Origin of the sequence: Actinophytocola gossypii, from assembly GCF_025165815.1 — a bacterium.
Lineage (GTDB): Bacteria > Actinomycetota > Actinomycetes > Mycobacteriales > Pseudonocardiaceae > Actinophytocola > Actinophytocola gossypii.
This window is the reverse complement of the sequence record NZ_JAFFZE010000006.1, coordinates 98,934-120,779: the sequence shown is the minus strand read 5'-3', so window position 1 is coordinate 120,779 and position 21,846 is coordinate 98,934. Positions and strand designations below refer to the sequence as shown.

Genomic DNA, 21,846 nt, shown 5'->3' with positions numbered 1-21,846 from the left:
GCGGGTTCCTGGCCTCGACGAACACGATCGGTCCGGAGTGGGCGTGACTCAACGACGCTTGATCAACATGTGGACAGGTGCGGGGGGTGTGGACAACCGGGGGGAGACGGCCGTTGGGGACGCCCGAATGTCGGGGGGCGGGAGTACCGTCGGAGGGTTGTCCCTGGCGCGCATTGGCCGGATGTGGGACGACCCCCGCCAGGGGGGAGGGACGGGGGTCGTCAAAGGTTCAGCCCCGGGGGGTCGGGCTGAACCCGCCCGGCAAATGCCGGACGCCACCACTGTATCCCGTTCCCGTTCACGTCGTGGTTGCAACTTGCTCAAAGTGCCGTGACGGCTACATACATCCGATGTCCTCCGGCACGCGGTGGATCATCGGGACCTATGCTGTTGCGGTGAACGCGAGCGGTGAAACGGCTGTTGAGCGGCCTCGGGCGGCCGCGTTCTTCGACCTCGACAAGACGGTCATCGCCAAGTCCAGCGCGCTCGCGTTCGGCCGGACCTTCCTGCGCAACGGGTTGATCAACCGGCGAGCGGCGCTCCGGAGCGCCTACGCCCAGTTCGTCTTCGCCGCCTCCGGTGCGGACGCCGAGCAGGTGGAGCGCATGCGCGCGCACCTCACCGAGATGTGCACCGGGTGGGACGTCCGGCAGGTCCGCGCCATCGTCGAGGAGACCCTGCACGACATCGTCGACCCGCTGGTCTACGCCGAGGCCACCGAGCTGATCGCCGAGCACGCCACCGAGGGCCGGGACGTGGTCGTGGTCTCCGCCTCCGGCGCCGAGATCGTCTCCCCCATCTCGACCATGGTCGGCGCCACGCACAGCATGGGCACCCGCATGGTCGCCGCCGACGGCCGCTACACCGGCGAGATCGAGTTCTACTGCTACGGCCGGAACAAGGCCACCGCCATCCGGGAGCTCGCCGCCGAGCGCGGCTACGACCTGGCCGCGAGCCACGCCTACTCCGACTCCATCACCGACCTGCCGATGCTCGAGGCCGTCGGTCACCCGACCGTGGTCAACCCCGACCGAGGGCTCCGCTCGCTCGCCCTGGAACGCGGGTGGCCGATCCTCGAGTTCAGCAAGCCCGTGTCGCTCCGGTCGCGGATCCGGGTCCCCCTCGGGACCGCCGCCGCGGTGACCGCGATCGGGCTCGGCGCGGTCGCCACCGCGGGCGCCTGGTACCGGCTTCGGCGCCGTGGCCGATGAGCCCAGGAACACGGCTCCGAGCTGGGAAAAGAAGGAACAGAATACGCTCACTGAACGTATCCGTCGACACCTTTCAGTCTCTTTAACGGTGCACCGGATCGAGGGCTTGAAGTGACCTCCATCACTGGGTAGAAAGGACATGCGGACCCCCGATCGGCCAGGGTCGGAACGGAAGAGAAGTTCAGGCCACCCCGATGGGGCTCCGTGCACGAGACACCGGGAACCCACGCGCAGCCAGCCGCGGGAGGCATGTCGTCAACGGACTGCGTACCGGGACGCCGGACGCCGAGGCCAGGTAAGTACGACACTGTTGCACGCTTGGTACCCCGAGTCGTCTCGTGCGGAGCGATTGGGCGACCCCGGTTTACGGACTGGGGTCGCCCAGTTCCGTTTGCGGACTCCCGCTCAGCAGCTAACTTGGGCCGAACGCGTGCTTGCCCACGCCCGATTGGCGTGGGTAACTTACCGATGCTGCTTGTTCTCGGTTAAGAGGTTACGTAGTGGTCCTGTTGGCCGGCCAGGGAGGCCGTGTTGCCCAAGTCGTTGCCCATGTCCCGCACATCAGCCAGACGCGGTCTCTCCGCAGCCGTCGCGACCATCGCGAGCACGGCCATGGTTAGCGGCGTCTCCCCCGCCGCCGCGGTCTCCGGATCGCCCCAGGCCGACCCGCGCACCCCGAACGCCGAGGCGGTCGCGCTCGCCGAGGCGCGCACCCGGATGCTCGGCATGTCGCTCGAACAGAAGATCGCGCAGCTGTTCGTCGTCTCCGTCTGGGGCACGGCCGCCGACGACCCGCACCCGACCAACCGGGCCGAGTACGGCGTGGACACCCCGGCCGAGGTCATCGAGAAGTTCGGCGTCGGCGGCGTCATCTACTTCAACAACAGCAGCACCGACAACGTCGAGAACCCGCGGCAGATGGCCGCCTTCTCCAACGGTCTGCAGCGCGCCGCGGTCCGGCACAACACCCGCCTGCCGCTGATCATCAGCATCGACCAGGAGGGCGGCAACGTCACCCGCCTGGAGTCGCCGGCCACCGAGTTCCCGGCGAGCATGGCGGTCGGCGCCGGCCGCAGCACCGAGGACGCGAAGACCGTCGCCCGGATCAACGGCCGCGAGCTGCGCGCCATGGGCATCAACCAGAACTTCGCCCCGGTCGCCGACGTGAACTCCAACCCGCTGAACCCGGTCATCGGCGCCCGCTCGTTCTCCTCGCGCCCCGAGCTGGCCGGCCGGATGGTCGCCGCCGAGGTCGAGGGCTACCAGGAGGGCGGCCGCTTCCACCAGACCGTGTCCTCCTCGGCCAAGCACTTCCCCGGCCACGGCGACGCGGCCACCGACAGCCACCACGTGCTCCCGGAGATCGACCGCACCGAGGCCGAGTGGCGCGCGATCGACCTGCCTCCGTTCCAGGCCGCCATCGACGCCGGCGTCGACTCGATCATGACCGCGCACATCACCGTGCCCAGCCTCGACCCGTCCGGGGTGCCGGCGACGCTGTCCAAGCCGATCCTCACCGGGATCCTGCGCGAGGAGCTCGGCTACCGGGGCGTGATCGTCACCGACTCGCTCGGCATGGGCGGCGCGCACGTCTTCCCGCCGGAGGAGATCCCGGTGATGGCGCTGGAGGCCGGCGTCGATCAGCTCCTCATGCCGCCGGACCTGCCACTCGCCCTCACCGCGGTCAAGAACGCCGTGGAGAGCGGCCGGCTGTCCGAGCGCCGCATCGACGAGAGCCTGCTCCGGATCCTGCTGCTCAAGCTCAAGCGCGGCATCCTGACCCACCCGTTCGCGGACGAGAAGAAGGTCGACCGGATCGTCGGCACCCCGGAGCACGTCGCCGCGATCCAGGAGGTCACCGACCGCACCCCGACCGTCCTGCGCAACGACGCCGGCCTGCTCCCGGTCGAGAACCCGGGGAACGTCCTGGTCACCGGCCACGGCGACGCGCGCAGCCCCGGCTGGCTCGCCGACGCCCTCGCGAAGCGCGGGGTCGGCGCCACTCCCCTGCCGACCGGCTCCAACCCAGACCAGGCGACCGTCGACCAGGCCGTCACCGCCGCCGACGCCGCCGACCTGGTGGTCGTGCTGACCAACAACCTCAGTGGCCGGGAGCGGCAACGTGCCCTGGTCGAGGCCCTGCTGGCCACCGGGAAGCCGGTGGTCGCGGTCGCCTCGCAGATCCCCTACGACGCCGGGTTCGTCGACGCGCCCACCTGGGTGGCGACCTACGGCTGGCGGGCCAACCACCTGGAGGCCCTGACCAAGGTCCTGCTCGGCGAACGGGCCCCCACCGGCAAGCTCCCGGTCGACATCCCGGCCGGCGACGACCCGAACACGATCCTGTACCCGTACGACACCGGATTGGCGTGGTGACCGTGGACCGTCGACGTTTCCTGGCCGCGTCCGCGCTCGCCGCGCCGGCTCTCTCGGTGGCCGCGACCCCCGCGGTGGCCGAACGAGGCCACGGCCGCCGGGTGATCCCGGCGTCCGACCGGCTCGCCGACGACCGGTGGCGGATGCTCCGCGGCCGCAAGGTCGGCATCCTCACCAACCCGACCGGGGTGCTCCAGGACCAGACGCACACGGTCGACTCGATGGTCGCCGCCGGCGTGCCACCCGTGGCCGTGTTCGGGCCGGAGCACGGGTTCCGGGGCACCGCGCAGGCCGGCGGCTCCGAGGGCGACTACCTCGACCCGCGCACCCAGCTCCCGGTCTACGACACCTACGGCGCGTCGGTGGACAAGATCGCCGGGCAGTTCACCAAGGCCGGCATCGACACGCTCGTGTTCGACATCGCCGACGTCGGCGCGCGGTTCTACACCTACATCTGGTCGATGTACTACGCCATGCAGGCGTCGGTGCGCACCGGCGTCGACTTCGTGGTGCTGGACCGGCCCAACCCGGTCGGCGGCGAGGCCCACGGGCCGATGCTCGACCCCGCGTACTCGTCCGGCGTCGGCCGCAAGCCGATCGTGCAGCAGCACGGCATGACCGTCGGCGAGCTGGCCCGGTTCTTCGACGCCGAGTTCCTGCCCGACGACGCGGGCGGGCGGCTGAAGAGCCTGGAGGTCGTGGAGGTCCGCGGCTGGCGGCGGCGCGAGTTGTTCTCCGACACCGGGCTGGCGTGGGTGCTGCCGAGCCCGAACATGCCGACGCCGCTGACGGCGCTGGTCTACCCGGGCACCTGCCTGTTCGAGGGCACGGTGTTCTCCGAGGGCCGGGGCACCACGCGCCCGTTCGAGATGATCGGCGCGCCGGGCCTGGACTGGCACTGGGCGGAGGCGGTCAACCGGGCGCGGCTGCCCGGCGTCGACATCCGCGAGGCGTACTTCGTGCCGACGTTCAGCAAGTGGGTCGGCGAGGTATGCGGCGGCGTGCAGGTGCACGTCACCGACGAGCACCGGTTCGACGCGATCCGCACGGCGGTCACGATGCTCGTCACCGCGCGGGAAGTTCACCCGGACGTGTTCGGCTGGCGGCCGGACAACTTCATCGACAAGCTCTCCGGCTCCGACCGGCTGCGGCTGATGATCGACGCGGGCGCGGACGTCGACGACGTGATCGGCGCCTGGCGCCGTGAGCTGGCGGCGTTCGAGCGCAAGCGGGAGCGGTATCTGATCTACCGGTGACTCCTTCGGTGCTGACGACGAGGTGGCCATGTCCAGAGGTGTCCTGTCCAGGCGGGTCATCGGCGCGTTGGTCGCCGTGCTCGCCACCGTCACATCCGCGACGGTCCCGGTGAGCGCCGCGCCGCACGGCGACCGCGACGGGCGGTTCGACCAGCCCCGGCAGGGGTTCGCGCCGCCGTGGACCACGCTGCGGGACGCGCCGCCGGGTCGGGTCGGGCTGGACTCCGGGCCGATCGACGCGGCCGTCGCGCGGGTCGAGGAGTGGACCAGGACCCACCCCACGCCCGGCACCGACCACCCGCTGTACTCCGGCGCGGTGTCGCTGCTCGCGCACGACGGGGCCGTGGTCAGCCGGTCGGCGGCCGGGTACGCGGTGCGGTACGCCGACGGCGAGGGCACCGAGCTGCCGGCCGCGGAGCAGGTGCCGATGCACACCGACACCATCTTCGACCTGGCGTCGGTGTCGAAGCTGTTCACCTCGATCGCGGTGATGCAGCTGGTCGAGTCCGGCGACGTGGACGTGGACGCGCCCGCGGCGACCTATGTGCCGGAGTTCGGGGTGAACGGCAAGGAGTCGATCACCGTCGCGCAGCTGCTCACGCACACCTCCGGACTGGTGTCGTGGCTGCCGCTGTGGTCGGCGTACCCGGACGTCCCGTCGCGCATCCAGGCCGTGATGGACGTCGCCCCGCAGAACCCGCCCGGGACGAACTACGAGTACTCGGACCTGAACCTGATCACGCTCGGCGTGCTGGTCGAGCGGGTCACCGGGGATCCGCTGGACGAGGTGGTCGCCGCGCGGATCACCGGTCCGCTGGGCATGGTCGACACCGGGTACAACCCGCCGGCGGCGAAGCTGGACCGGATCGCGGCGACGGAGTTCCAGTCCGCTCCCCCGCGCGGGATGGTGCGTGGGTCGGTGCACGACGAGAACGCGTGGTCGCTGGGCGGGGTGGCCGGGCACGCGGGGGTCTTCTCGACCGTCGACGACCTGGCGATCCTCGCGCAGACGATCCTGAACGGCGGCACGTACCGCGGCGAGCGGATCATGCGGCGCTCGACGGTCGAGGCGATGCTGGAGAACCACAACGAGGCCTTCCCCGGCAACGAGCACGGCTACGGGTTCGAGCTCGACCAGATCTGGTACATGGGCGGGCTGACCGGGCCGCGCACCGCTGGGCACGGGGGGTACACCGGCACCGACCTGGTGATCGACCTGGCGTCCCGGTCGTTCGCGATCCTGCTCACCAACCGGGTGCACCCGAGCCGGAGCTGGGGTTCGATCAACCTGGCGCGGGAGACGCTGAGCACCGGGCTGGCCAAGGCGCTCGCGGTGCGGCCGGTGCGGGGGCGGGCGTCCTGGTACACCGGGATCGGGGACGCGTCTCAGTCCACTCTCAGTACTGTCTCACTGCGACCACGCGGACACGTTCGGGTGAAGTTTGATGCCTTCGTGGACTCTGAGATAACGGATCGGCTCACACTTGAGGCGCGTGCCGAAGGGGGCGCCTGGACGGCCGTCCCGCTGACCGTCACCGGTCGTGGGGCCCCATCCGGGGAGGTGGCGGCGTTGTCGGGGACCGGTCACCGCACCTGGTGGCAGGTCCGCGCGGACGTGCCGCACGCAGCGGAGATCACGCTGCGCTGGCGGTTCATCACCGACACCCGGTACACCGGGCGCGGAATCAATGTGGACAATCTCCTCGTTACGGACCGTGGCCACACGCTCCTCAACGGTGAGAAAGAACCCCACAAACTACAGCCGGACGGGTGGGACCTCAGGTCACGATAGTGCGGTAAAACTGGTTGAAACGCTAACGACCCGGGTTCGATCGTCGATTCCGAGGTTAGGCAACCACCGCGTACCCTGAAGTTTCAGCCGTAGACGAGTAGCGTTGTCCTTGGGCGGCCGCTGCCACCTTCGTTGTCCACATGCCTGTTAGTAAGTTTCCCACGTGAGCGCGAGTGTCATGACCACACAACACACTGAGTCAAGTCCCCTGGTCCGAATCCGGTCACTGCTGCCCGGTCTGGCCCGCGCCGAACAGCGCGTCGCCAAGGTCGTCCTGGACAGCCCGTCGACCGTGGCGCGCCGGAGCATCACCGAGGTGGCGGAGGCGGCCGGCACCAGCGAGACGACGGTGACCCGGTTCTGCAAGGCCATCGGCGTCGGCGGCTACCCCGAGCTGCGGATCGCCCTGGCCGCCGACACCGCCCGCTCCGAGGCCCGCGCCGAGCGCGACCTCGGCGGCGAGATCGCGCCGGACGACGACCTCGCCAGCGTCGTCGGCAAGGTCACCTACGCGGACGCGCGCGCGGTCGAGGAGACGTCCGCACAGCTCGACGTCGGCGTGCTGGAAAAGGTGGTCGACGCGATCGCCGGCGCGAAGCGGGTGGACGTCTACGGGGTCGGCGCGAGCGCGTTCGTCGCCGCCGACCTGCAGCAGAAGCTGCACCGGATCGGCCGGATCAGCTTCGCCTGGAGCGACACGCACATCATGCTGACCTCGGCCGCGGTGCTCGGCAAGGGCGACGTCGCGTTCGCGATCTCGCACACCGGCGCGACCCAGGACACCGTCGAGGCGCTGCGCGAGGCCCGCAAGGCCGGTGCGACCACGGTCGCGCTCACGAACTTCCCGACCGCGCCGATCAGCGAGGTCGCCGACCTGGTGCTCACCACCGCCGCGCGGGAGACGACGTTCCGCTCGGGTGCGATGGCGAGCCGCATCGCCCAGCTGACCGTCGTCGACTGCCTGTTCATCGGGGTGGCGCAGCGCCACCTGTCGGAGTCGATGCGTGCGCTGGACGACACCCGGGACGCGGTGGGCAGCCACCGGTTGGAGACCCGCCACGACGGTCGTCGCAAGTCGCGAGAGACCGGGAAGTGATCCATGGGGGAGGCCGCAAGATGACCGTGCCACGGCAGGCCGTGCACGTCGACTCACCGACCGAGCGACGCAACCCGCGCACGACCGACCTGGACCAGCTGTCCACCCTGGACGTGCTCCGGTCGATCAACGCCGAGGACCGCCTGGTGCCCGACGCGGTGGCCGCCGCGCTGCCGGCGCTGGCCACCGCCGTCGACTTCGCGGTCGAGGCCCTGCGCGGTGGCGGCCGGGTGCACTACGTCGGAGCCGGCACGTCCGGCCGGATGGCGACCCTGGACGCGGCCGAGCTGGCGCCGACGTACAACGCGCCGGCCGAGTGGTTCGTGGTGCACCACGCGGGCGGCGGCGCGGCGTTCACCAACGCCGTCGAGGACGCGGAGGACGACGAGGAGGCGGGTGCCGAGGAGCTGCGCGCGTCGGTCTCCCCCGGTGACTTCGTACTGGGCCTGACCGCGTCCGGGCGGACCCCGTACGTGCTGGGCGCGCTGCGCGCGGCGGGCTCGATGGGGGCCAGGACGGGCCTGGTGTTCAGCAACCCGCACGCCACGCGGCTGATGGACATCGACGTGCTGGTCGAGGTGGACACCGGCCCGGAGGTGGTGGCCGGGTCGACCAGGATGAAGGCCGGAACCGCGCAGAAGATCGTGCTCACCGCGTTCTCCACGGCGGTGATGGTCCGGCTCGGCCGCACGTACTCGAACCTGATGGTCAGCATGCGCGCGACGAACGCGAAGCTGCGCGGCCGCACGCTACGCATCCTCCGCGAGGCGACCGGCCTGGACCAGCACGAGTGCGCGATCGCCCTGGACGAGGCGCAGGGCGACCTGAAGGTGGCCCTGGTGCACCTGCTCTCCGGCGTCGACGCCAAGACCGCCGCCGCCGCCCTCGCCGGCGCCGACGGCCACGTCCGCCAGGCCCTCGACGCCCTGGGCGCCGCCGCGGTCTGACCTGGATCACTCGCGGCCGGCGGAAGCGCTGAACAGGACACCCACCAGTCCGCTGATCCCCATGCGGTGACGGCGGGCCGAGGCGCTAGGAACCTCGGCCCGCCCCCTGTGGGATCCCACCACACAGCGAGGAAGGGGACTCGCACTTCCCATGGTGCGGGGCGCTGGACGAGACGGGCTGGACGCGCGCTGGAGTCAGCGTCGGATCAGCGGCGGTCGGCCAGGGTGGAGTCGGCGATGCCGACCGCCTCGCTCGCGCCGGCCTCGACCGCTTCGCAGGTCAGGAGGATCCATTCGGCCAGGCCCTCGTCGGTGCCGGTGGTGAAGGCGGACGCGGCGGCTCGGTAGCGGTCGGCGCGGCGGTAGTAGAAGACCTCGGGCACGGTGAGGCCCTTGGGGTCGAGGCCGGTGCCGATCATCGTGAGGCGGGCGGCGGCGCGGGCTACGACACCGTCGGCGGAGGCGAAGGGGGACAGGGCGAGGAGTTCGCCGTGGACGACCGCCACCAGCACCGGGCCGGGGACGGCGGTGCCGCCGGCGATGATGTCGCCCAGGAGATCCAGGCGGCGGGAGACGCCTCGGCTGGCTCGGGGGCGACCCAGTTCCTCGTCGGGGACCAGGTCGGCCGCCGCCAGGACGTGCAGTTTGGCCAGGGCCTGCATGGGAGCCCGCTGCCACGTCGGGAGCATCGGGCCGATGGACTCGGCGATCCGCAGGGCGCCGGCCAGCCTCGGCTCCGTCACCTCGCCGGTGGTGGGGATCTCGGTGTCGGCACCGTCGAGGGCCGCTGACGCGCGGGCGGCGCGAACCGACGCCTCGGCCGCCGTCGTTGGCCAGCCGCGGCGGTTGGCCTGGTGCGCGTGCACCTGGTCGACCGCCTCCCGGGCGGCGGCGACGGCGTCCGCGACACCGGGCAGGTCCAGCAGTGGCGCCAGCGGGTCCATCACGAGCCGCGACCCTACCGGGTGTCCGCCGACCGTGGGGCCGGTGCGCGTCACTTCACGCTGTTGCCATGGGCGTTCCCCTACTACGGTCGTGGTCGACATCTCCACCCTGGGTCGAGGAGGATCCGCACCATGACCGAGCAGCCCGGCCAGGGCCAGACGTTGGACAACCTGCTCACCGAGAGCAGGACGTTCCCGCCGAGTGCCGAGTTCGCGGCGCAGGCCAACGCCACCGAGGCGATGTACGACCAGGCCGCCACCGACCGGGAGGCGTTCTGGGCCGAGCAGGCCGGGCAGCTGCGCTGGGACACCCAATGGGACCAGGTGCTCGACTGGTCGGACGCGCCCTACGCGAAGTGGTTCGTCGGCGGCAGGCTCAACGTCGCGGTGAACTGCGTCGACCGGCACGTCGACGCCGGCAACGGCGACCGGGTCGCGATCCACTGGGAGGGCGAGCCGGGCGACGGCCGCACGATCACCTACGCCGAACTCCAGCGCGAGGTCGCCAAGACCGCGAACGCGCTGACCTCGCTCGGCCTCAAGGCGGGTGACCGGGTCGCGATCTACCTGCCGATGCTCCCCGAGGCGATCTTCTCCATGCTCGCCTGCGCGCGCCTCGGCCTCACCCACAGCGTGGTGTTCGGCGGCTTCTCCGCCGAGGCGCTGCGCTCGCGCATCGACGACGCCGAGGCCAAGCTCGTGATCACCGCGGACGGGCAGTACCGGCGCGGCAAGCCGGCGCCGCTCAAGGCCGCCGTCGACGAGGCCGTGGCGCGCACGCCCTCGATCGAGAAGGTGCTGGTGGTCCGGCGCACCGGCATCGACGTCGAGTGGACCGACGAGCGCGACGTGTGGTGGCACGACCTGGTCGACGGACAGTCCGACACGCACACCGCGGAGGCGTTCGACGCCGAGCACCCGCTGTTCATCCTGTACACCTCCGGGACGACGGGTCGACCGAAGGGGATTCTTCACACGTCCGGGGGTTTCCTCACCCAGACGGCGTACACGGTGCGGAACGTCTTCGACCTCAAGCCGGAGTCCGACGTGTACTGGTGCACGGCCGACATCGGGTGGGTCACCGGGCACAGCTACATCGTGTACGGGCCGCTGGCGAACGGCGCCACGCAGGTGGTCTACGAGGGCACCCCGAACACCCCGCACGAGGGCCGGCACTGGGAGATCGTGCAGAAGTACGGGGTCACGATCTACTACACCGCGCCGACGCTGATCCGGACGTTCATGAAGTGGGGCAACGACATCCCGGCGAAGTTCGACCTGTCGTCGCTGCGCGTGCTGGGGTCGGTGGGCGAGCCGATCAACCCGGAGGCGTGGGTCTGGTACCGGGAGACGATCGGCTCCGGCCGGACCCCGGTCGTGGACACCTGGTGGCAGACCGAGACCGGCGCGATCATGATCTCCCCGCTGCCCGGCGTCACGCACGCCAAGCCCGGCTCGGCGCAGCGCCCGCTGCCCGGGATCTCGGCGAAGGTCGTCGACGACAAGGGCAACGAGGTCGGCAAGGGCGGCGGCGGTTACCTGGTGCTCGACCAGCCGTGGCCGTCGATGCTGCGGGGGATCTGGGGTGACGACCAGCGGTACCGGGAGACGTACTGGTCGCGGTTCGGCGAGCAGGGCTACTACTTCGCCGGCGACGGCGCGAAGTACGACGCGGACGGGGACGTCTGGCTGCTGGGCCGGGTGGACGACGTGATGAACGTGTCCGGGCACCGGATCTCGACGACGGAGGTGGAGTCGGCGCTGGTGTCGCACCCGACGGTCGCCGAGGCCGCGGTGGTCGGCGCGACCGATCCGACGACGGGTCAGGGCATCGTCGCGTTCGTGATCCTGCGAGGCGGGGTGGCCGAGGACGAGGCGAAGGGCGAGGCCGCGATCAAGGCCCTGCGCGACCACGTGGCGAAGGAGATCGGGCCGATCGCGAAGCCCCGGCAGATCATGGTGGTGCCGGAGCTGCCGAAGACGCGGTCGGGCAAGATCATGCGCCGCCTGCTCCGCGACGTGGCCGAGAACCGCGAGATCGGCGACGTGACCACCCTGGCCGACTCGTCGGTGATGGACCTGATCTCGTCCGGCCTCAAGGGCTCCGGCTCGGACGAGTAGACGCGGTGCGGGACGCCTTCGCCGCACTGGACGCGGCGGAGGCGTCCTTCACCCCGTTGACGACGTCTTCGTCATCGCCGAGAACGCACTGCGCGAGTTCGCCCGGCAGGGCGGCGCGCGCTGGACGAGATCGCGCGGGCGCGTGCGGCGGGGTTGAATGAGTCGGGTGGAGCACGCGCACCCCGGTGAGCAGCACCGGAACGGGCTCGGGTCGCGGCTGAACTGGCTGCGGGCGGGAGTGCTCGGGGCCAACGACGGGATCGTGTCGGTCGCGGGGCTCGTGGTGGGAGTGGCCGGCGCGACGACGGACCGGACGGCGATCGTGGTCGCGGGGGTGGCGAGCCTCGTCGCGGGGGCGTTGTCGATGGCGGGCGGCGAGTACGTCTCGGTCAGCACCCAGCGCGACACCGAACGCGCCGCGCTCGCCCTCGAACAGTACGAACTCGACACCATGCCCGAGGCCGAGGAACGTGAGCTCGCCGACATCTACCAGGACAAGGGCCTCTCCCCCGGCCTGGCCGCCGAGGTCGCCCGCGAACTCACCCGGCACGACGCGCTCGAGGCCCACGCCGAGGCCGAACTCGGCATCGACCCCAACGAGCTGACCAGCCCGTGGCACGCCGCCTGGGCCTCGCTGGCCGCGTTCACCTGCGGCGGCGTGCTCCCACTCGTCGCGATCGCGCTCCCGCCGGTCGCGCTGCGGGTGTGGGCCTGCGCGGCGGCCGTACTGGTCGGGTTGACGCTGACGGGGGCGCTCAGCGCGCGGCTCGGGAACGCCCCCGCCGGCCGCGCGGTGCTGCGCAACGTCGGCGTCGGCGCGCTGACGATGCTGGTCACCTACGTCGTTGGCGTCCTGTTCGGAGTCACTACCAGGTAGAATGGATTTCGGAGAGCCGGGAAGCCTGGTCGGCGGCACGACCAACCTGTGCAGCCGAAAGGACATGTGTGACACGACGGCTTCCGGCCGTCGGCGAGTTCGTGCGCTACCTGCGCACGGAGACCGTCGGCGGCGTCATTCTCCTGGCCGCGGCGGCGATCGCCCTGATCGCGGCGAACGGGCCGTGGGCCGACATCTACCACTCCGTGCGCGAGACGACGATCGGCCCGTCCGCGCTGCACCTCGACCTGACCGTCGGGGACTGGGCCAAGGACGGGCTGCTCGCCCTCTTCTTCTTCGTCGCGGGGCTGGAGCTGAAGCGGGAGCTGGTGGTCGGCGAGCTCTCCCGGTTCAGGAGCGCGATCCTGCCGGCCATCGCGGCGGTCGGCGGGATGGTGGTGCCCGCCCTGGTCGCGGTCGGGGTCGGCTGGGGTGACCCGCGCATCGGCGACGCCTGGGCGATCCCGGTCGCCACGGACATCGCGTTCGCGCTGGGGGTGCTGGCGCTGACCGGGTCCGGGCTGCCGAGCAGTGCGCGGGTGTTCCTGCTGAGCCTCGCCGTGGTGGACGACCTCGGCGCCATTCTGCTGATCGCGATCCTGTTCACCAGCACGATCGACCTGATCGCGGCGGCCGCGGCGGTCGTGCTGCTCGCGGGGTACTGGGTCCTGCAGCGTCGGCGGGTGCGCAGCCCGTGGCTGTACGTGCCGCTCGCGGTCGGGGTCTGGATCGCGGTGCACGAGACCGGGGTGCACGCGACCGTCGCGGGGGTCGCGCTCGCGCTGCTGACCCGGGTACGCCAGGACCCGGACGAGGAGCACTCGCCGTGCGTGCGGCTCGAACACCGGCTCCAGCCCTGGTCGGCCGGGGTCGCGGTGCCGGTGTTCGCGCTGTTCGCGGCGGGCATCCCGGTCGACGGGGAGAGCCTCGCGCGGCTGGTCGACGACCGGATGGCGCTCGCGGTGGTGATCGGGCTCGTGATCGGCAAGCTGGTCGGGATCGCCGGCTCGGCGCTGCTGGCCGTCCGCCTGCGGATCGCCGAGATGCCGGCCGGGCTCGGCAAACGGGACCTGGTCGCGGTCGCCATGCTCGGCGGGGTCGGGTTCACCGTCAGTCTGCTGATCGCCGAGCTCGCGATGGACGGCGAGGACATGGCGATCGCGAAGGGCGCGGTGCTCGTCGCCTCCCTGGTCGCGGCGCTGGTCGCCGCCGGGCTGCTGCGGTGGCGCAGCCGAGCGCACGAGGACAACGGCGCGCCCGAACAGCCCCTTTGATCGGCACATGGCACGATGACGCGGTGACCAGTGCGCGCGAGAACTCAGAAGGCCTGCCGCGGGTCCCGTCCATCCCGCTCGCGGACGAGACCGGCGCCGCGGGCGAGCAGTCGATCGGGAACTTGGTCAAGGACGCGACCACGCACCTGTCCACGCTGGTCAGGGCCGAGGTCGAGCTGGCCAAGTCCGAAGTCGCCGGCGAGATCAAGAAGGGACTCAAGGGCAGCGTCTGGTTCATCCTCGCCCTGGTCGTCCTGGCGTACAGCTCGTTCTTCTTCTTCTTTTTCGCCGCCGAGCTGCTGGCCGAGTGGCTGCCGCGCTGGTCGGCGTTCCTCATCGTGTTCGGCGCGATGCTGGGGGTCGCCGGGCTCGCGGGCTACCTGGGGTACCGCAAGGTCCGGGCGATCCGCGCGCCGAAGCGCACGATCGACTCGATGAAGGACACGGCCGCCGTACTCCGCAGCCGCGGCGACGACGACGAGCCAGGACCAGCGAACGCCCCGGCCCGCCGTGTCTGATCGGACCCGGCACTGAGCACCGCCGTCGTGCGCTCCCGGCCCGACCCGTCGACCGTCCGGATCGACGGGCCGTGGCAGCACCGGGACGTGCACGCGAACGGCATCCGGCTGCACGTCACCGAGACCGGCGAGGGCCCGCTGGTACTGCTGCTGCACGGGTTCGCCGAGTTCTGGTGGACCTGGCGGCACCAGCTCACCGCGCTGGCCGGCGCCGGCTTCCGCGCGGTCGCGGTGGACCTGCGCGGGTACGGCGACTCGGACAAACCGCCCCGAGGCTACGACGCCTGGACGCTCGCCGGTGACGTCGGCGGGCTGGTCAAGGCGCTCGGCGAGCCGAGGGCGCACCTGGTCGGGCACGGCTGGGGCGGCACGCTCGCGTGGACGGTCGCCGCGATGCACCCCCGGCTGGTGCGCTCGGTCAGCGCGGTGGCGGCCGCGCACCCGCTCGCACTGCGCCGCGAGATCCGGCGGACCGCGTTGCGGCGCAAGGGAACCAACCAGGCGCGCGCGCTCGGTCACGTGTTCCGCGCGCAGGTCCCGCTGCTGCCGGAACGCTGGCTGACCCGCGACGACGCGGCCACCGTCGAGACCCTCCTACGCCGCTGGTCCGGTCCGGAGTGGACTGTCCAACCAGGATTCGACGACGTGGTGGAACGGTACCGGCGGGCCATGTCGGTGCGGGGCGTCGCGCACAGCGCGCTGGAGTACTACCGCTGGGCGGTGCGCGCGCAGCTGCGCGGCGAGGGCAGGCGGTTCGGCGAGGTGATGCAGCGGCGGATCACCACGCCGGTGCTGCAGCTCGCGGGCGCGGCCGACCCGTGCGTGCTGCCCGGGACGATCCGGGCGTCGGGCGCGTGGGCGCACGGCCCGCTGCGCACCCGGCTGCTGGACGGGGTCGGGCACTTCCCGCACCAGGAGGCGTCGGCGATCAGCAACCGCGTGCTCACGGAGTTCCTCTCCGGGTCGTGACCCCGGGACTTCTCGGGGACTTCCCGGAGCCCGCGCGGCCCTGCGCGGAGCAGCATTCGAGCAATGAGACTGCTTCGCACCACGACACTGCTCGCCGCGGTCGCGGTCGGCGCCACGCTCGCCGGTGCCGCCACCGCGGCCGCCACGCCGGACCTCGACTGGGCGCAGTGCGGCGAGAACGCCGCCGTCGAGTGCGCGACGATCACGGTGCCGATCGACTGGTCCCGGCCGCACGGCGACACGATCGAGGTCGCCGTGGCCCGCCGCGCCGTCGAGAATCCGATCGGCACGCTGTTCTACCTGCCCGGCGGGCCCGGCGACTCGGGCGTGCGGCGGCTGCTCGACCGCGACCCGCTGCCGGACGAGATCGGCTCCCGGTTCGACGTGGTGAGCTTCGACCCGCGTGGCACCAACCGCAGCGCCCCGGTGACGTGTGACGCCGAGCTGGTCGCGAACCTGCCGGTCACCAACCCCGACGCCGGCGCCACGCTCGCCGGCATGCGGGACTACGCCCGCGCGCTCGGGGAGAGCTGCCGCGAGCACACCGGCCCGCTGCTCGACCACCTGGACAGCGTGAGCGTCGCCCGGGACGTGGACGCGATCCGGGCCGCGCTCGGGGAGCGTGAGCTGTCGCTGTACGGGCGTTCCTACGGCACGCTGGCCGGGGCGATGTACGCCGAGCGGTACCCGCACCGGGTGCGTGCCCTGGTGCTCGACAGCGTGTTCGACCACAGCCTGTCGCCGCGGCGGTTCCTGTGGACGCAGACGGCGACCGGTGAGGACTCGTTCCGCGAGTTCGCCTCGTGGTGCGACCGCGCGGAGGAGTGCGCGCTGCACGGCCAGGACGTCGACGCGGTGTACGACACGCTGTACGCGAAGTCGGTGGCCGGCGAGCTGGTCGACCCGACCTCCGGCGGGCCGGTGCGTCCGATGGACCTGGTCAACCGGACGGTGAGCTTCTTCTACGGCCCGAGCTCGGCCGAGGCCGCGGTGTTCCTGCGCTCGCTCGCCGACGGCGCGCCGGCCGCGCGGGTGGCGGCCGAGGAGACGGAGCCGTTCCCCGTGGCCGCGTTCTGCGCCGACCACCGCGTGTCGATCCGCTCGGAGCGCCAGTGGCAGCGGCTCTGGGCGCAGCAGAACCGGGCGGCGCCGACGCTGCGCACGCACTTCGCCTGGCTGCCGGTGACGCTGTGCTCGGCCTGGCCGGCGGAGACGAACAACCCCCAGCACCGGCTGGACATCGACCACACGCCGGTGCTGGTGCTCAACTCCGCGCACGACCCGGCGACGTCGATCGAGTGGGCGCGGAACGTCACGCGTCAGATCGACCACGGCCGGCTGCTCACCTACGAGGGCTGGGGGCACGGCGTCGTCGACCGCACCCCGTGCACGGTCGAGGCCACCACCCGTTATCTGGTCGACCTGGAGCTTCCGCGCCGCGGGGCGACCTGCCCGGCGGATCGGTCCGGTGGATGAGCCGGCGCTACACCGGTCGGCCGACGAAGCCGGCGAGCCGGAGGTACACGTCGGCGTCGTCGGCCACCGGGGTGACCGGTCCGAACTGTCCGCCCTCGCCGCGATCCTCCGCCGTGAGGTTGTGGGTGAACCAGTCGAGCGCGACCTCCGCCAGAACCGGGTCGAGGTCGGCGCTGCGACCGGTGACTCGGGCGAGATCCCAGGAGTGGACGGTGAATTCGTGCGTGTACGCCGCCAGCAGCTCCTGTCCGCTCAGCGTTGCCCAGGGCAACCTGTAGCTCTTGCCGAGTGCCGAGTCGGACGTCCAGACCTGTTCGAGCTCGGCACGAGCGCCGCGGAACGTCTCACCCCAGTCGTCGGTGTGGTCGTCGGCCGGGTCCGGCACGTCGGCCGTGCCCTCGCCGTTGCCGAGAGCCGTGAGCTTGCGCAGAACCGCGACGAGGTGAGCCAGCAGGGTCCGCAGGTCGTACTCGGCACACGGTGTCGGCAGGCCCAGGTCGGCGTGTCCGACCGCGTTGATCTGGTGTTCGGTCTGGTCGAGCGCGGCGCGTAGCCGCGGTCGCGGATCTGTTTGTGTCACCGGCGCACCCTGTCACGAGGTACCGACAATCACGGGTTCGTCCTCGACGGGCACCGGGCCCGTCCGTCCGGCGCCGGTACCGTCCGGCGGATGAGCTGCCGCATCACCGAGTTGATCCTGGACTGCGTCGACCCGGAACGGCTGGCCGAGTTCTGGTCCGCCGTGCTGGGTTACGTCGAGCTCGGCCGGGAGGGTGAGGACATCGAGATCGGGCCGCCGGACGTCGGGTTCGGCGGCCCGCAGCCGACGCTGATCCTGAGCCGGGTGCCGGAGCCGAAGCGGGACAAGCTGCGCCTGCACCTCGACGTCAACGCCACCGACCGGGACCAGGACGCCGAGCTGGAGCGTCTGCTGGCCCTCGGCGCGCGGAAGGTCGACGTGGGACAGACCGGCGAGGAGTCCTGGCACGTGCTCGCCGACCCCGAAGGCAACGAGTTCTGCCTGCTCCGGCGCCGCGTCGATCCGGCACACGCACATTGACAAAACTCGCGTTTACGTAAAAACTGAATTTGTGAACCTGGCCGTGGAAGTGTTCGTGTCGGTGGACGGGTGGGCCGGTAGCGCGGTCTCCCCCGGCTACTTCGGCTATCACGGGCCTGAGCTGCGGCAGTGGATCGACGAGCAGCTGGCCGAGCCCCAGCTGCTCGTCCTCGGGCGGCGGACCTACGAGATGTTCGCGGACCCGCCCGAGGAGGTCCGGGACGCCGACTGGGACCGGATGACCGAGCTGGACAAGGTGGTGTTCTCCCACACCCTGCCAGCCGCCACCTGGCCGAACACTCGCGTCTGCCGGGACCTGGTTCCCGAGATCACCCGGCTCAAGCGCGAGGGCGGCGTCCCGATGCGGACGATGGGCAGCCTGTCGATCGCGCGGCAGCTGTGTGCCGCGGGTCTGGTCGACAGGCTGCTGCTGATGACGTTCCCGCTGCTCGTCGGCCCGGACGGGCGGGAGCCGTTCTTCGCCGGCGCGGCCGCGGCCGACCTGGAGCTGGTCGGCCACCGGGCGCTGGACGGCCGGGTGCTGCTGCTGGAGTACCGGCCGACCGGGCGCGACATCCCGCGCGCCTGACCCGGCGACGGGAACGTACGACTCGCGCGACGGGAACGTACGACTCGCGGGGGTTAGGCGGCGCAGGAGCCGGTGCCTACGGAGCGGGAGAGGTCGGGGGCGGATTCGAGCTCGTCGGCCACTTCGTCGGCGGTGAGGGCGAAGCCGGTTTCGGACTTGTCGACGGCGGCGCCGAAGATCACGCCGATCACGCGGCCCTGGGTGTCGATCAGGGGGCCGCCGGAGTTGCCGCTGCGGACCAGGGCGCGGAGCGTGAAGACCTCGCGGGTGACGGTGCGGGAGTCGTAGATGTCGGGGCCGGTGAGGTTGATCAGGTCGCGGACTCGGGCGGGGGACGCGGTGTACGGGCCGTCGAGGGGGTAGCCGAGGACGATGCCGTCCTGGCCGGACTCGGCGGGGTCGTCGGCGAACGGGAGGGGGGTGGCGGACAGGCCGGGTACGGCCAGGATCGCGACGTCGGTGTTCGGGTCGTAGTGCACCACCCGCGCGTCCAGCGGGCCGTCGTCGGTTTCCACGCTGACCTCGCTGGTGCCGGCGACCACGTGGGCGTTGGTCATCATCCGCTCGGGGGAGATCACGAAGCCGGTGCCCTCCAGCGCCCTGGAGCAGGACGGCGCCTTGGCGTGGATCTTGAGCACGCTCGGCCGTACCCGCTGCACGACCGCGCTGCCCTGCAGGGCCGGATCGGGCGGGGCGACGTCCTTGCTCGGGGTCCGGTCGAACGGGTCGACGGCGGCCGGGAAGCCGGAGACGTCGAGCAGCTTGCGCAGCTCGTCCGGGAGGTTCTGCGCGGCCGAGGGCATCACGTTGTTCACGCCGCCGAGCACGGTCGACCCGCGGATCGCCGAGGCCAGGCCGGGCAGGCCGCCGACGGTGACCAGCGGCAGCGCGATCAGCCAGGCGACCACGAACACGACCGCGCCCTGCACGACGGCACCGAGCGCGTTGTCCACACCGGCGAGCTTCGGTGAGCGGATCCGCTGCCGGATGCTGCGTCCGAGCCACACCCCGAGCGTCTCCCCCAGCGCGACCAGCAGCACGAACACCGCGACCGCGAACGCCACCCTGGTCGGCGTCGACTCGATGTGCCGGACCACCATGGGCGCGAGCTTGATCCCCGCGATCGCGCCGAGCAGCACCCCGACGAACGCGGGCAGCGCGGTGAGCACGCCCTGCCTCGCCCCGGAGATCGCGGCCAGCACCGCCAGCGCGATCACGAGCACGTCGACCCAGTTCACGCGTCCACCTCCCCGACGACCGAGCCAACTGAACGCCATGCCGCGTCAAGATCCCGTATGTCGCCACCGTCCCACGGCCGCTCGAACCCGCCGACGTTCAGCACCAGGGTCAGCACCATCGCGGTGAACCCCCACACCAGCATGCCCGGTAGCGCGAAGCCAGGCCCGAGGTACCCCGACGGGGACCGCAGCTGGAACCGGTTCGCCGGGTCCGCCAGGTCGGCCAGCGGCGCCCTGGCCACCGCGGCGGTCTCCGCCGGGTCCACCGCCCACACCCTGCTCGGCCGCTCCCAGTGCGCGATCACCGGCGTGACGTGGAAGTTCGACACCGGGATGTGCAGCCGGGGCAGCAGCGCCACCGGGCGCACCCCGGCCGGGTCGACGCCGGTCTCCTCCACGGCCTCCCGGAGCGCCGTGCCGACCGGGCCGTCGTCGCCGGGCTCGGCCGACCCGCCGGGGAACGCGACCTGGCCGGCGTGCGCGTCGTCGCCGCCCGCCCGCAGTTGGAGCAGCACGTCCGGGCCGCGGGTCTCGTGCTCGCCGAGCAGGATCAGCACCGCCGCGTCACGCCCGCCCGCGTCCGGCGCGGACAGCCGGCGCAGCGTCGGGTGGTCCAGGTCGCTGGTGCCGGCCACCAGCGGACGCAGCCAGGCCGGCAGCCCGGCCGGGTCGACGAGCGGGCCGGCGCTCACGGCGCATCGACCGCCCGCCGTACCTCCTCGACCGACCGGAACAGGCGCGGGTCGCGCACCAGCCGCACGGTGCCGTCTGCCTCGACCACGTAGCTCGCGGGCAGGCCGGCCGGCAGCTCAAGCGCCCGCGCGGCCGCCTCGCCGGTGTCCAGGACCATCGGCAACCGCACGTCGAGCGCGGCCAGCAGGTCCAGGGCTCCGGCCTCGGTGCTCTGCACGGCGAGTCCGACGACCGGCACGGCGTCCGGCTCGGCGGCGTACCTGGCGAGCAGCGGCAGCTCCTCCCGGCACGGCTGGCACCACGTGGCCCAGACGTTCACCAGCACCGGGCCCCGGCCGAGCACCGCCGCGAGGTCCACCTCGGACCCGTCGGCGAGGCAGGTGACCCCGACGCCGGTGAGCGTGCTCGGCCCGTCGGAGCCGGCCGCGCACGCGGGCAGCGCCGCCGCGCTCCTGGCGGCGGCGAGGTCGGGCGTGGGCGGCTCGGGGGCGGGCGGCGGCTCCTCGCCCCTCGGCCAGATCGCGATCACGGCGGCGACCACCAGGATCAACCCGGCGATCGACCACCGCGCCGCGCTGGTCACGCGGAGCCGACCCGTCCCGGCTTGTAGCCGTTGCGGACGCGTTCGGCGAGGTCGATCAGGTGCGGCGCCTCGTCGCCCTTGACCAGCTTGGCCGCGGTCTCGAGGTCGGTCGGCCCGGCACCGAACGACGGGCAGTCCTTGGCGAGCACGCACGCGCCGCACGCGGGCTTGCGGGCGTGGCAGACGCGGCGGCCGTGGAAGATCACCCAGTGCGACAGCATCGTCCAGTCCTTGCGCGGGACCAGGGCGCCGACCGCGTGCTCGACCTTGACCGGGTCGTCCTCCTCGGTCCAGCCGAACCGGCGGACCAGCCGGCCGAAGTGCGTGTCGACGGTGATGCCGGGGACACCGAAGGCGTTGCCGAGCACCACGTTCGCGGTCTTGCGGCCGATGCCGGGCAGGGTGACCAGGTCCTCGAGCTTGTTCGGCACCTCGCCGTCGAAGCGCTCAACGAGCGCCTGGCCGAGACCGATCAGCGAGGACGTCTTGTTCCGGTAGAACCCGGTCGGCCGGACCAGTTCCTCCAGCTCGGTGCGGTCGGCACCGGCGTAGTCGGCGGCCGTGCGGTAGCGCGCGAACAGCGCGGGCGTGGTCAGGTTGACCCGCACGTCGGTGCTCTGCGCGGACAGGATCGTGGCGACGGTCAGCTCGAGCGGGTTGGTGAAGTCGAGCTCGCAGTGCGCGTCCGGGAAGGCCTCGGCGAGGACCCGGGTCATCCGCCGGGCGCGGCGGACCAGCGCGGTGCTCGGCCCCGTTTCGGCCGAGTCGCCTCGGGGTAGTTGACGGGTGGCTGGTGGCACCCCGATAGCCTACGGGCCGCCGAACA

The 21,846-nt window shown here is 72.0% G+C and carries 20 protein-coding genes; 14 read left to right on the top strand and 6 right to left on the bottom strand.

What is annotated here, in order from left to right:
- Positions 1–395 precede the first annotated feature (395 nt).
- The 6 genes from JT362_RS05120 (at position 396) to JT362_RS05095 (ending at position 8,678) form a co-directional block, all read left to right on the top strand.
- A complete protein-coding gene (locus JT362_RS05120) occupies positions 396–1,211 on the top strand; it encodes an HAD-IB family hydrolase (RefSeq protein WP_260189842.1) in 816 nt (271 codons plus the stop codon).
- A 549-nt stretch (positions 1,212–1,760) separates the two neighbouring features.
- Entirely contained in the window at positions 1,761–3,587 is a 1,827-nt protein-coding gene (locus JT362_RS05115) for a glycoside hydrolase family 3 protein (protein WP_375546443.1), read from the top strand.
- On the top strand, positions 3,584–4,843 hold the full coding sequence (locus JT362_RS05110; protein WP_260189840.1) for an exo-beta-N-acetylmuramidase NamZ family protein: 1,260 nt from the start codon (positions 3,584–3,586) through the stop codon (positions 4,841–4,843). The genes JT362_RS05115 and JT362_RS05110 overlap by 4 nt, the downstream gene beginning before the upstream one ends.
- Before the next feature lie 28 nt (positions 4,844–4,871).
- Complete coding sequence (locus tag JT362_RS05105; protein ID WP_260189839.1) at positions 4,872–6,635, top strand: serine hydrolase; 1,764 nt, start codon at positions 4,872–4,874, stop codon at positions 6,633–6,635.
- A 178-nt stretch (positions 6,636–6,813) separates the two neighbouring features.
- Positions 6,814–7,731 carry a MurR/RpiR family transcriptional regulator gene (locus JT362_RS05100; protein WP_260189838.1) on the top strand — a complete coding sequence of 306 codons (918 nt, stop codon included), beginning with the start codon at positions 6,814–6,816 and terminating at the stop codon, positions 7,729–7,731.
- A gap of 20 nt (positions 7,732–7,751) precedes the next feature.
- Complete coding sequence (locus tag JT362_RS05095) at positions 7,752–8,678, top strand: N-acetylmuramic acid 6-phosphate etherase (protein WP_260189837.1); 927 nt, start codon at positions 7,752–7,754, stop codon at positions 8,676–8,678.
- Positions 8,679–8,884: 206 nt separating this feature from the next.
- On the opposite strand, the gene JT362_RS05090 is transcribed toward JT362_RS05095, so the two are convergent.
- Positions 8,885–9,622: an oxidoreductase gene (locus JT362_RS05090; RefSeq protein WP_260190386.1), complete on the bottom strand. Its 738-nt coding sequence runs from the start codon at positions 9,620–9,622 to the stop codon at positions 8,885–8,887.
- 132 nt (positions 9,623–9,754) lie between these two features.
- Between JT362_RS05090 and acs the strand changes: the two genes are divergently transcribed.
- The 6 genes from acs to JT362_RS05060 all read left to right on the top strand — a co-directional run bounded on the left by acs (position 9,755) and on the right by JT362_RS05060 (position 16,857).
- Positions 9,755–11,743 carry an acetate--CoA ligase gene (gene acs, locus JT362_RS05085; protein ID WP_260189836.1) on the top strand — a complete coding sequence of 663 codons (1,989 nt, stop codon included), beginning with the start codon at positions 9,755–9,757 and terminating at the stop codon, positions 11,741–11,743.
- A 157-nt stretch (positions 11,744–11,900) separates the two neighbouring features.
- On the top strand, positions 11,901–12,620 hold the full coding sequence (locus JT362_RS05080; protein ID WP_260189835.1) for a VIT1/CCC1 transporter family protein: 720 nt from the start codon (positions 11,901–11,903) through the stop codon (positions 12,618–12,620).
- Positions 12,621–12,688: 68 nt separating this feature from the next.
- Entirely contained in the window at positions 12,689–13,894 is a 1,206-nt protein-coding gene (gene nhaA / locus JT362_RS05075; RefSeq protein WP_260189834.1) for a Na+/H+ antiporter NhaA, read from the top strand.
- Between the two features lie 23 nt (positions 13,895–13,917).
- Entirely contained in the window at positions 13,918–14,412 is a 495-nt protein-coding gene (locus JT362_RS05070; RefSeq protein ID WP_260189833.1) for a phage holin family protein, read from the top strand.
- Positions 14,413–14,439: 27 nt separating this feature from the next.
- A complete protein-coding gene (locus tag JT362_RS05065) occupies positions 14,440–15,381 on the top strand; it encodes an alpha/beta fold hydrolase (protein WP_260189832.1) in 942 nt (313 codons plus the stop codon).
- 63 nt (positions 15,382–15,444) lie between these two features.
- On the top strand, positions 15,445–16,857 hold the full coding sequence (locus JT362_RS05060) for an alpha/beta hydrolase (protein ID WP_260189831.1): 1,413 nt from the start codon (positions 15,445–15,447) through the stop codon (positions 16,855–16,857).
- A 7-nt stretch (positions 16,858–16,864) separates the two neighbouring features.
- Here the strand turns inward: JT362_RS05060 and JT362_RS05055 are convergent, their stop codons facing one another.
- Positions 16,865–17,437 carry a TIGR03086 family metal-binding protein gene (locus JT362_RS05055; protein ID WP_260189830.1) on the bottom strand — a complete coding sequence of 191 codons (573 nt, stop codon included), beginning with the start codon at positions 17,435–17,437 and terminating at the stop codon, positions 16,865–16,867.
- A 90-nt stretch (positions 17,438–17,527) separates the two neighbouring features.
- Here JT362_RS05055 and JT362_RS05050 point away from each other — a divergent pair, with 90 nt between their 5' ends.
- Positions 17,528–17,917 carry a VOC family protein gene (locus JT362_RS05050; protein WP_260189829.1) on the top strand — a complete coding sequence of 130 codons (390 nt, stop codon included), beginning with the start codon at positions 17,528–17,530 and terminating at the stop codon, positions 17,915–17,917.
- A gap of 43 nt (positions 17,918–17,960) precedes the next feature.
- Positions 17,961–18,506, top strand: a complete 546-nt coding sequence (locus JT362_RS05045) for a dihydrofolate reductase family protein (RefSeq protein WP_260189828.1) — start codon at positions 17,961–17,963, stop codon at positions 18,504–18,506.
- 53 nt (positions 18,507–18,559) lie between these two features.
- Here the strand turns inward: JT362_RS05045 and JT362_RS05040 are convergent, their stop codons facing one another.
- Genes JT362_RS05040 through nth form a run of 4 tightly spaced genes read right to left on the bottom strand, consistent with a single transcriptional unit; the run spans position 18,560 to position 21,736 of the window.
- A complete protein-coding gene (locus JT362_RS05040) occupies positions 18,560–19,744 on the bottom strand; it encodes a MarP family serine protease (RefSeq protein ID WP_311202664.1) in 1,185 nt (394 codons plus the stop codon).
- A complete protein-coding gene (locus JT362_RS05035; RefSeq protein WP_260189826.1) occupies positions 19,741–20,436 on the bottom strand; it encodes an NUDIX hydrolase in 696 nt (231 codons plus the stop codon). Before JT362_RS05035 ends, JT362_RS05040 begins: the two co-directional genes overlap by 4 nt.
- The gene (locus JT362_RS05030) at positions 20,433–21,020 is read right to left on the bottom strand and encodes a TlpA family protein disulfide reductase (protein ID WP_260189825.1); all 588 of its coding nucleotides are present in this window, start codon (positions 21,018–21,020) and stop codon (positions 20,433–20,435) included. The genes JT362_RS05035 and JT362_RS05030 overlap by 4 nt, the downstream gene beginning before the upstream one ends.
- Positions 21,017–21,736: an endonuclease III gene (nth, locus tag JT362_RS05025; RefSeq protein ID WP_260190385.1), complete on the bottom strand. Its 720-nt coding sequence runs from the start codon at positions 21,734–21,736 to the stop codon at positions 21,017–21,019. The genes JT362_RS05030 and nth overlap by 4 nt, the downstream gene beginning before the upstream one ends.
- Positions 21,737–21,846: the final 110 nt, after the last annotated feature.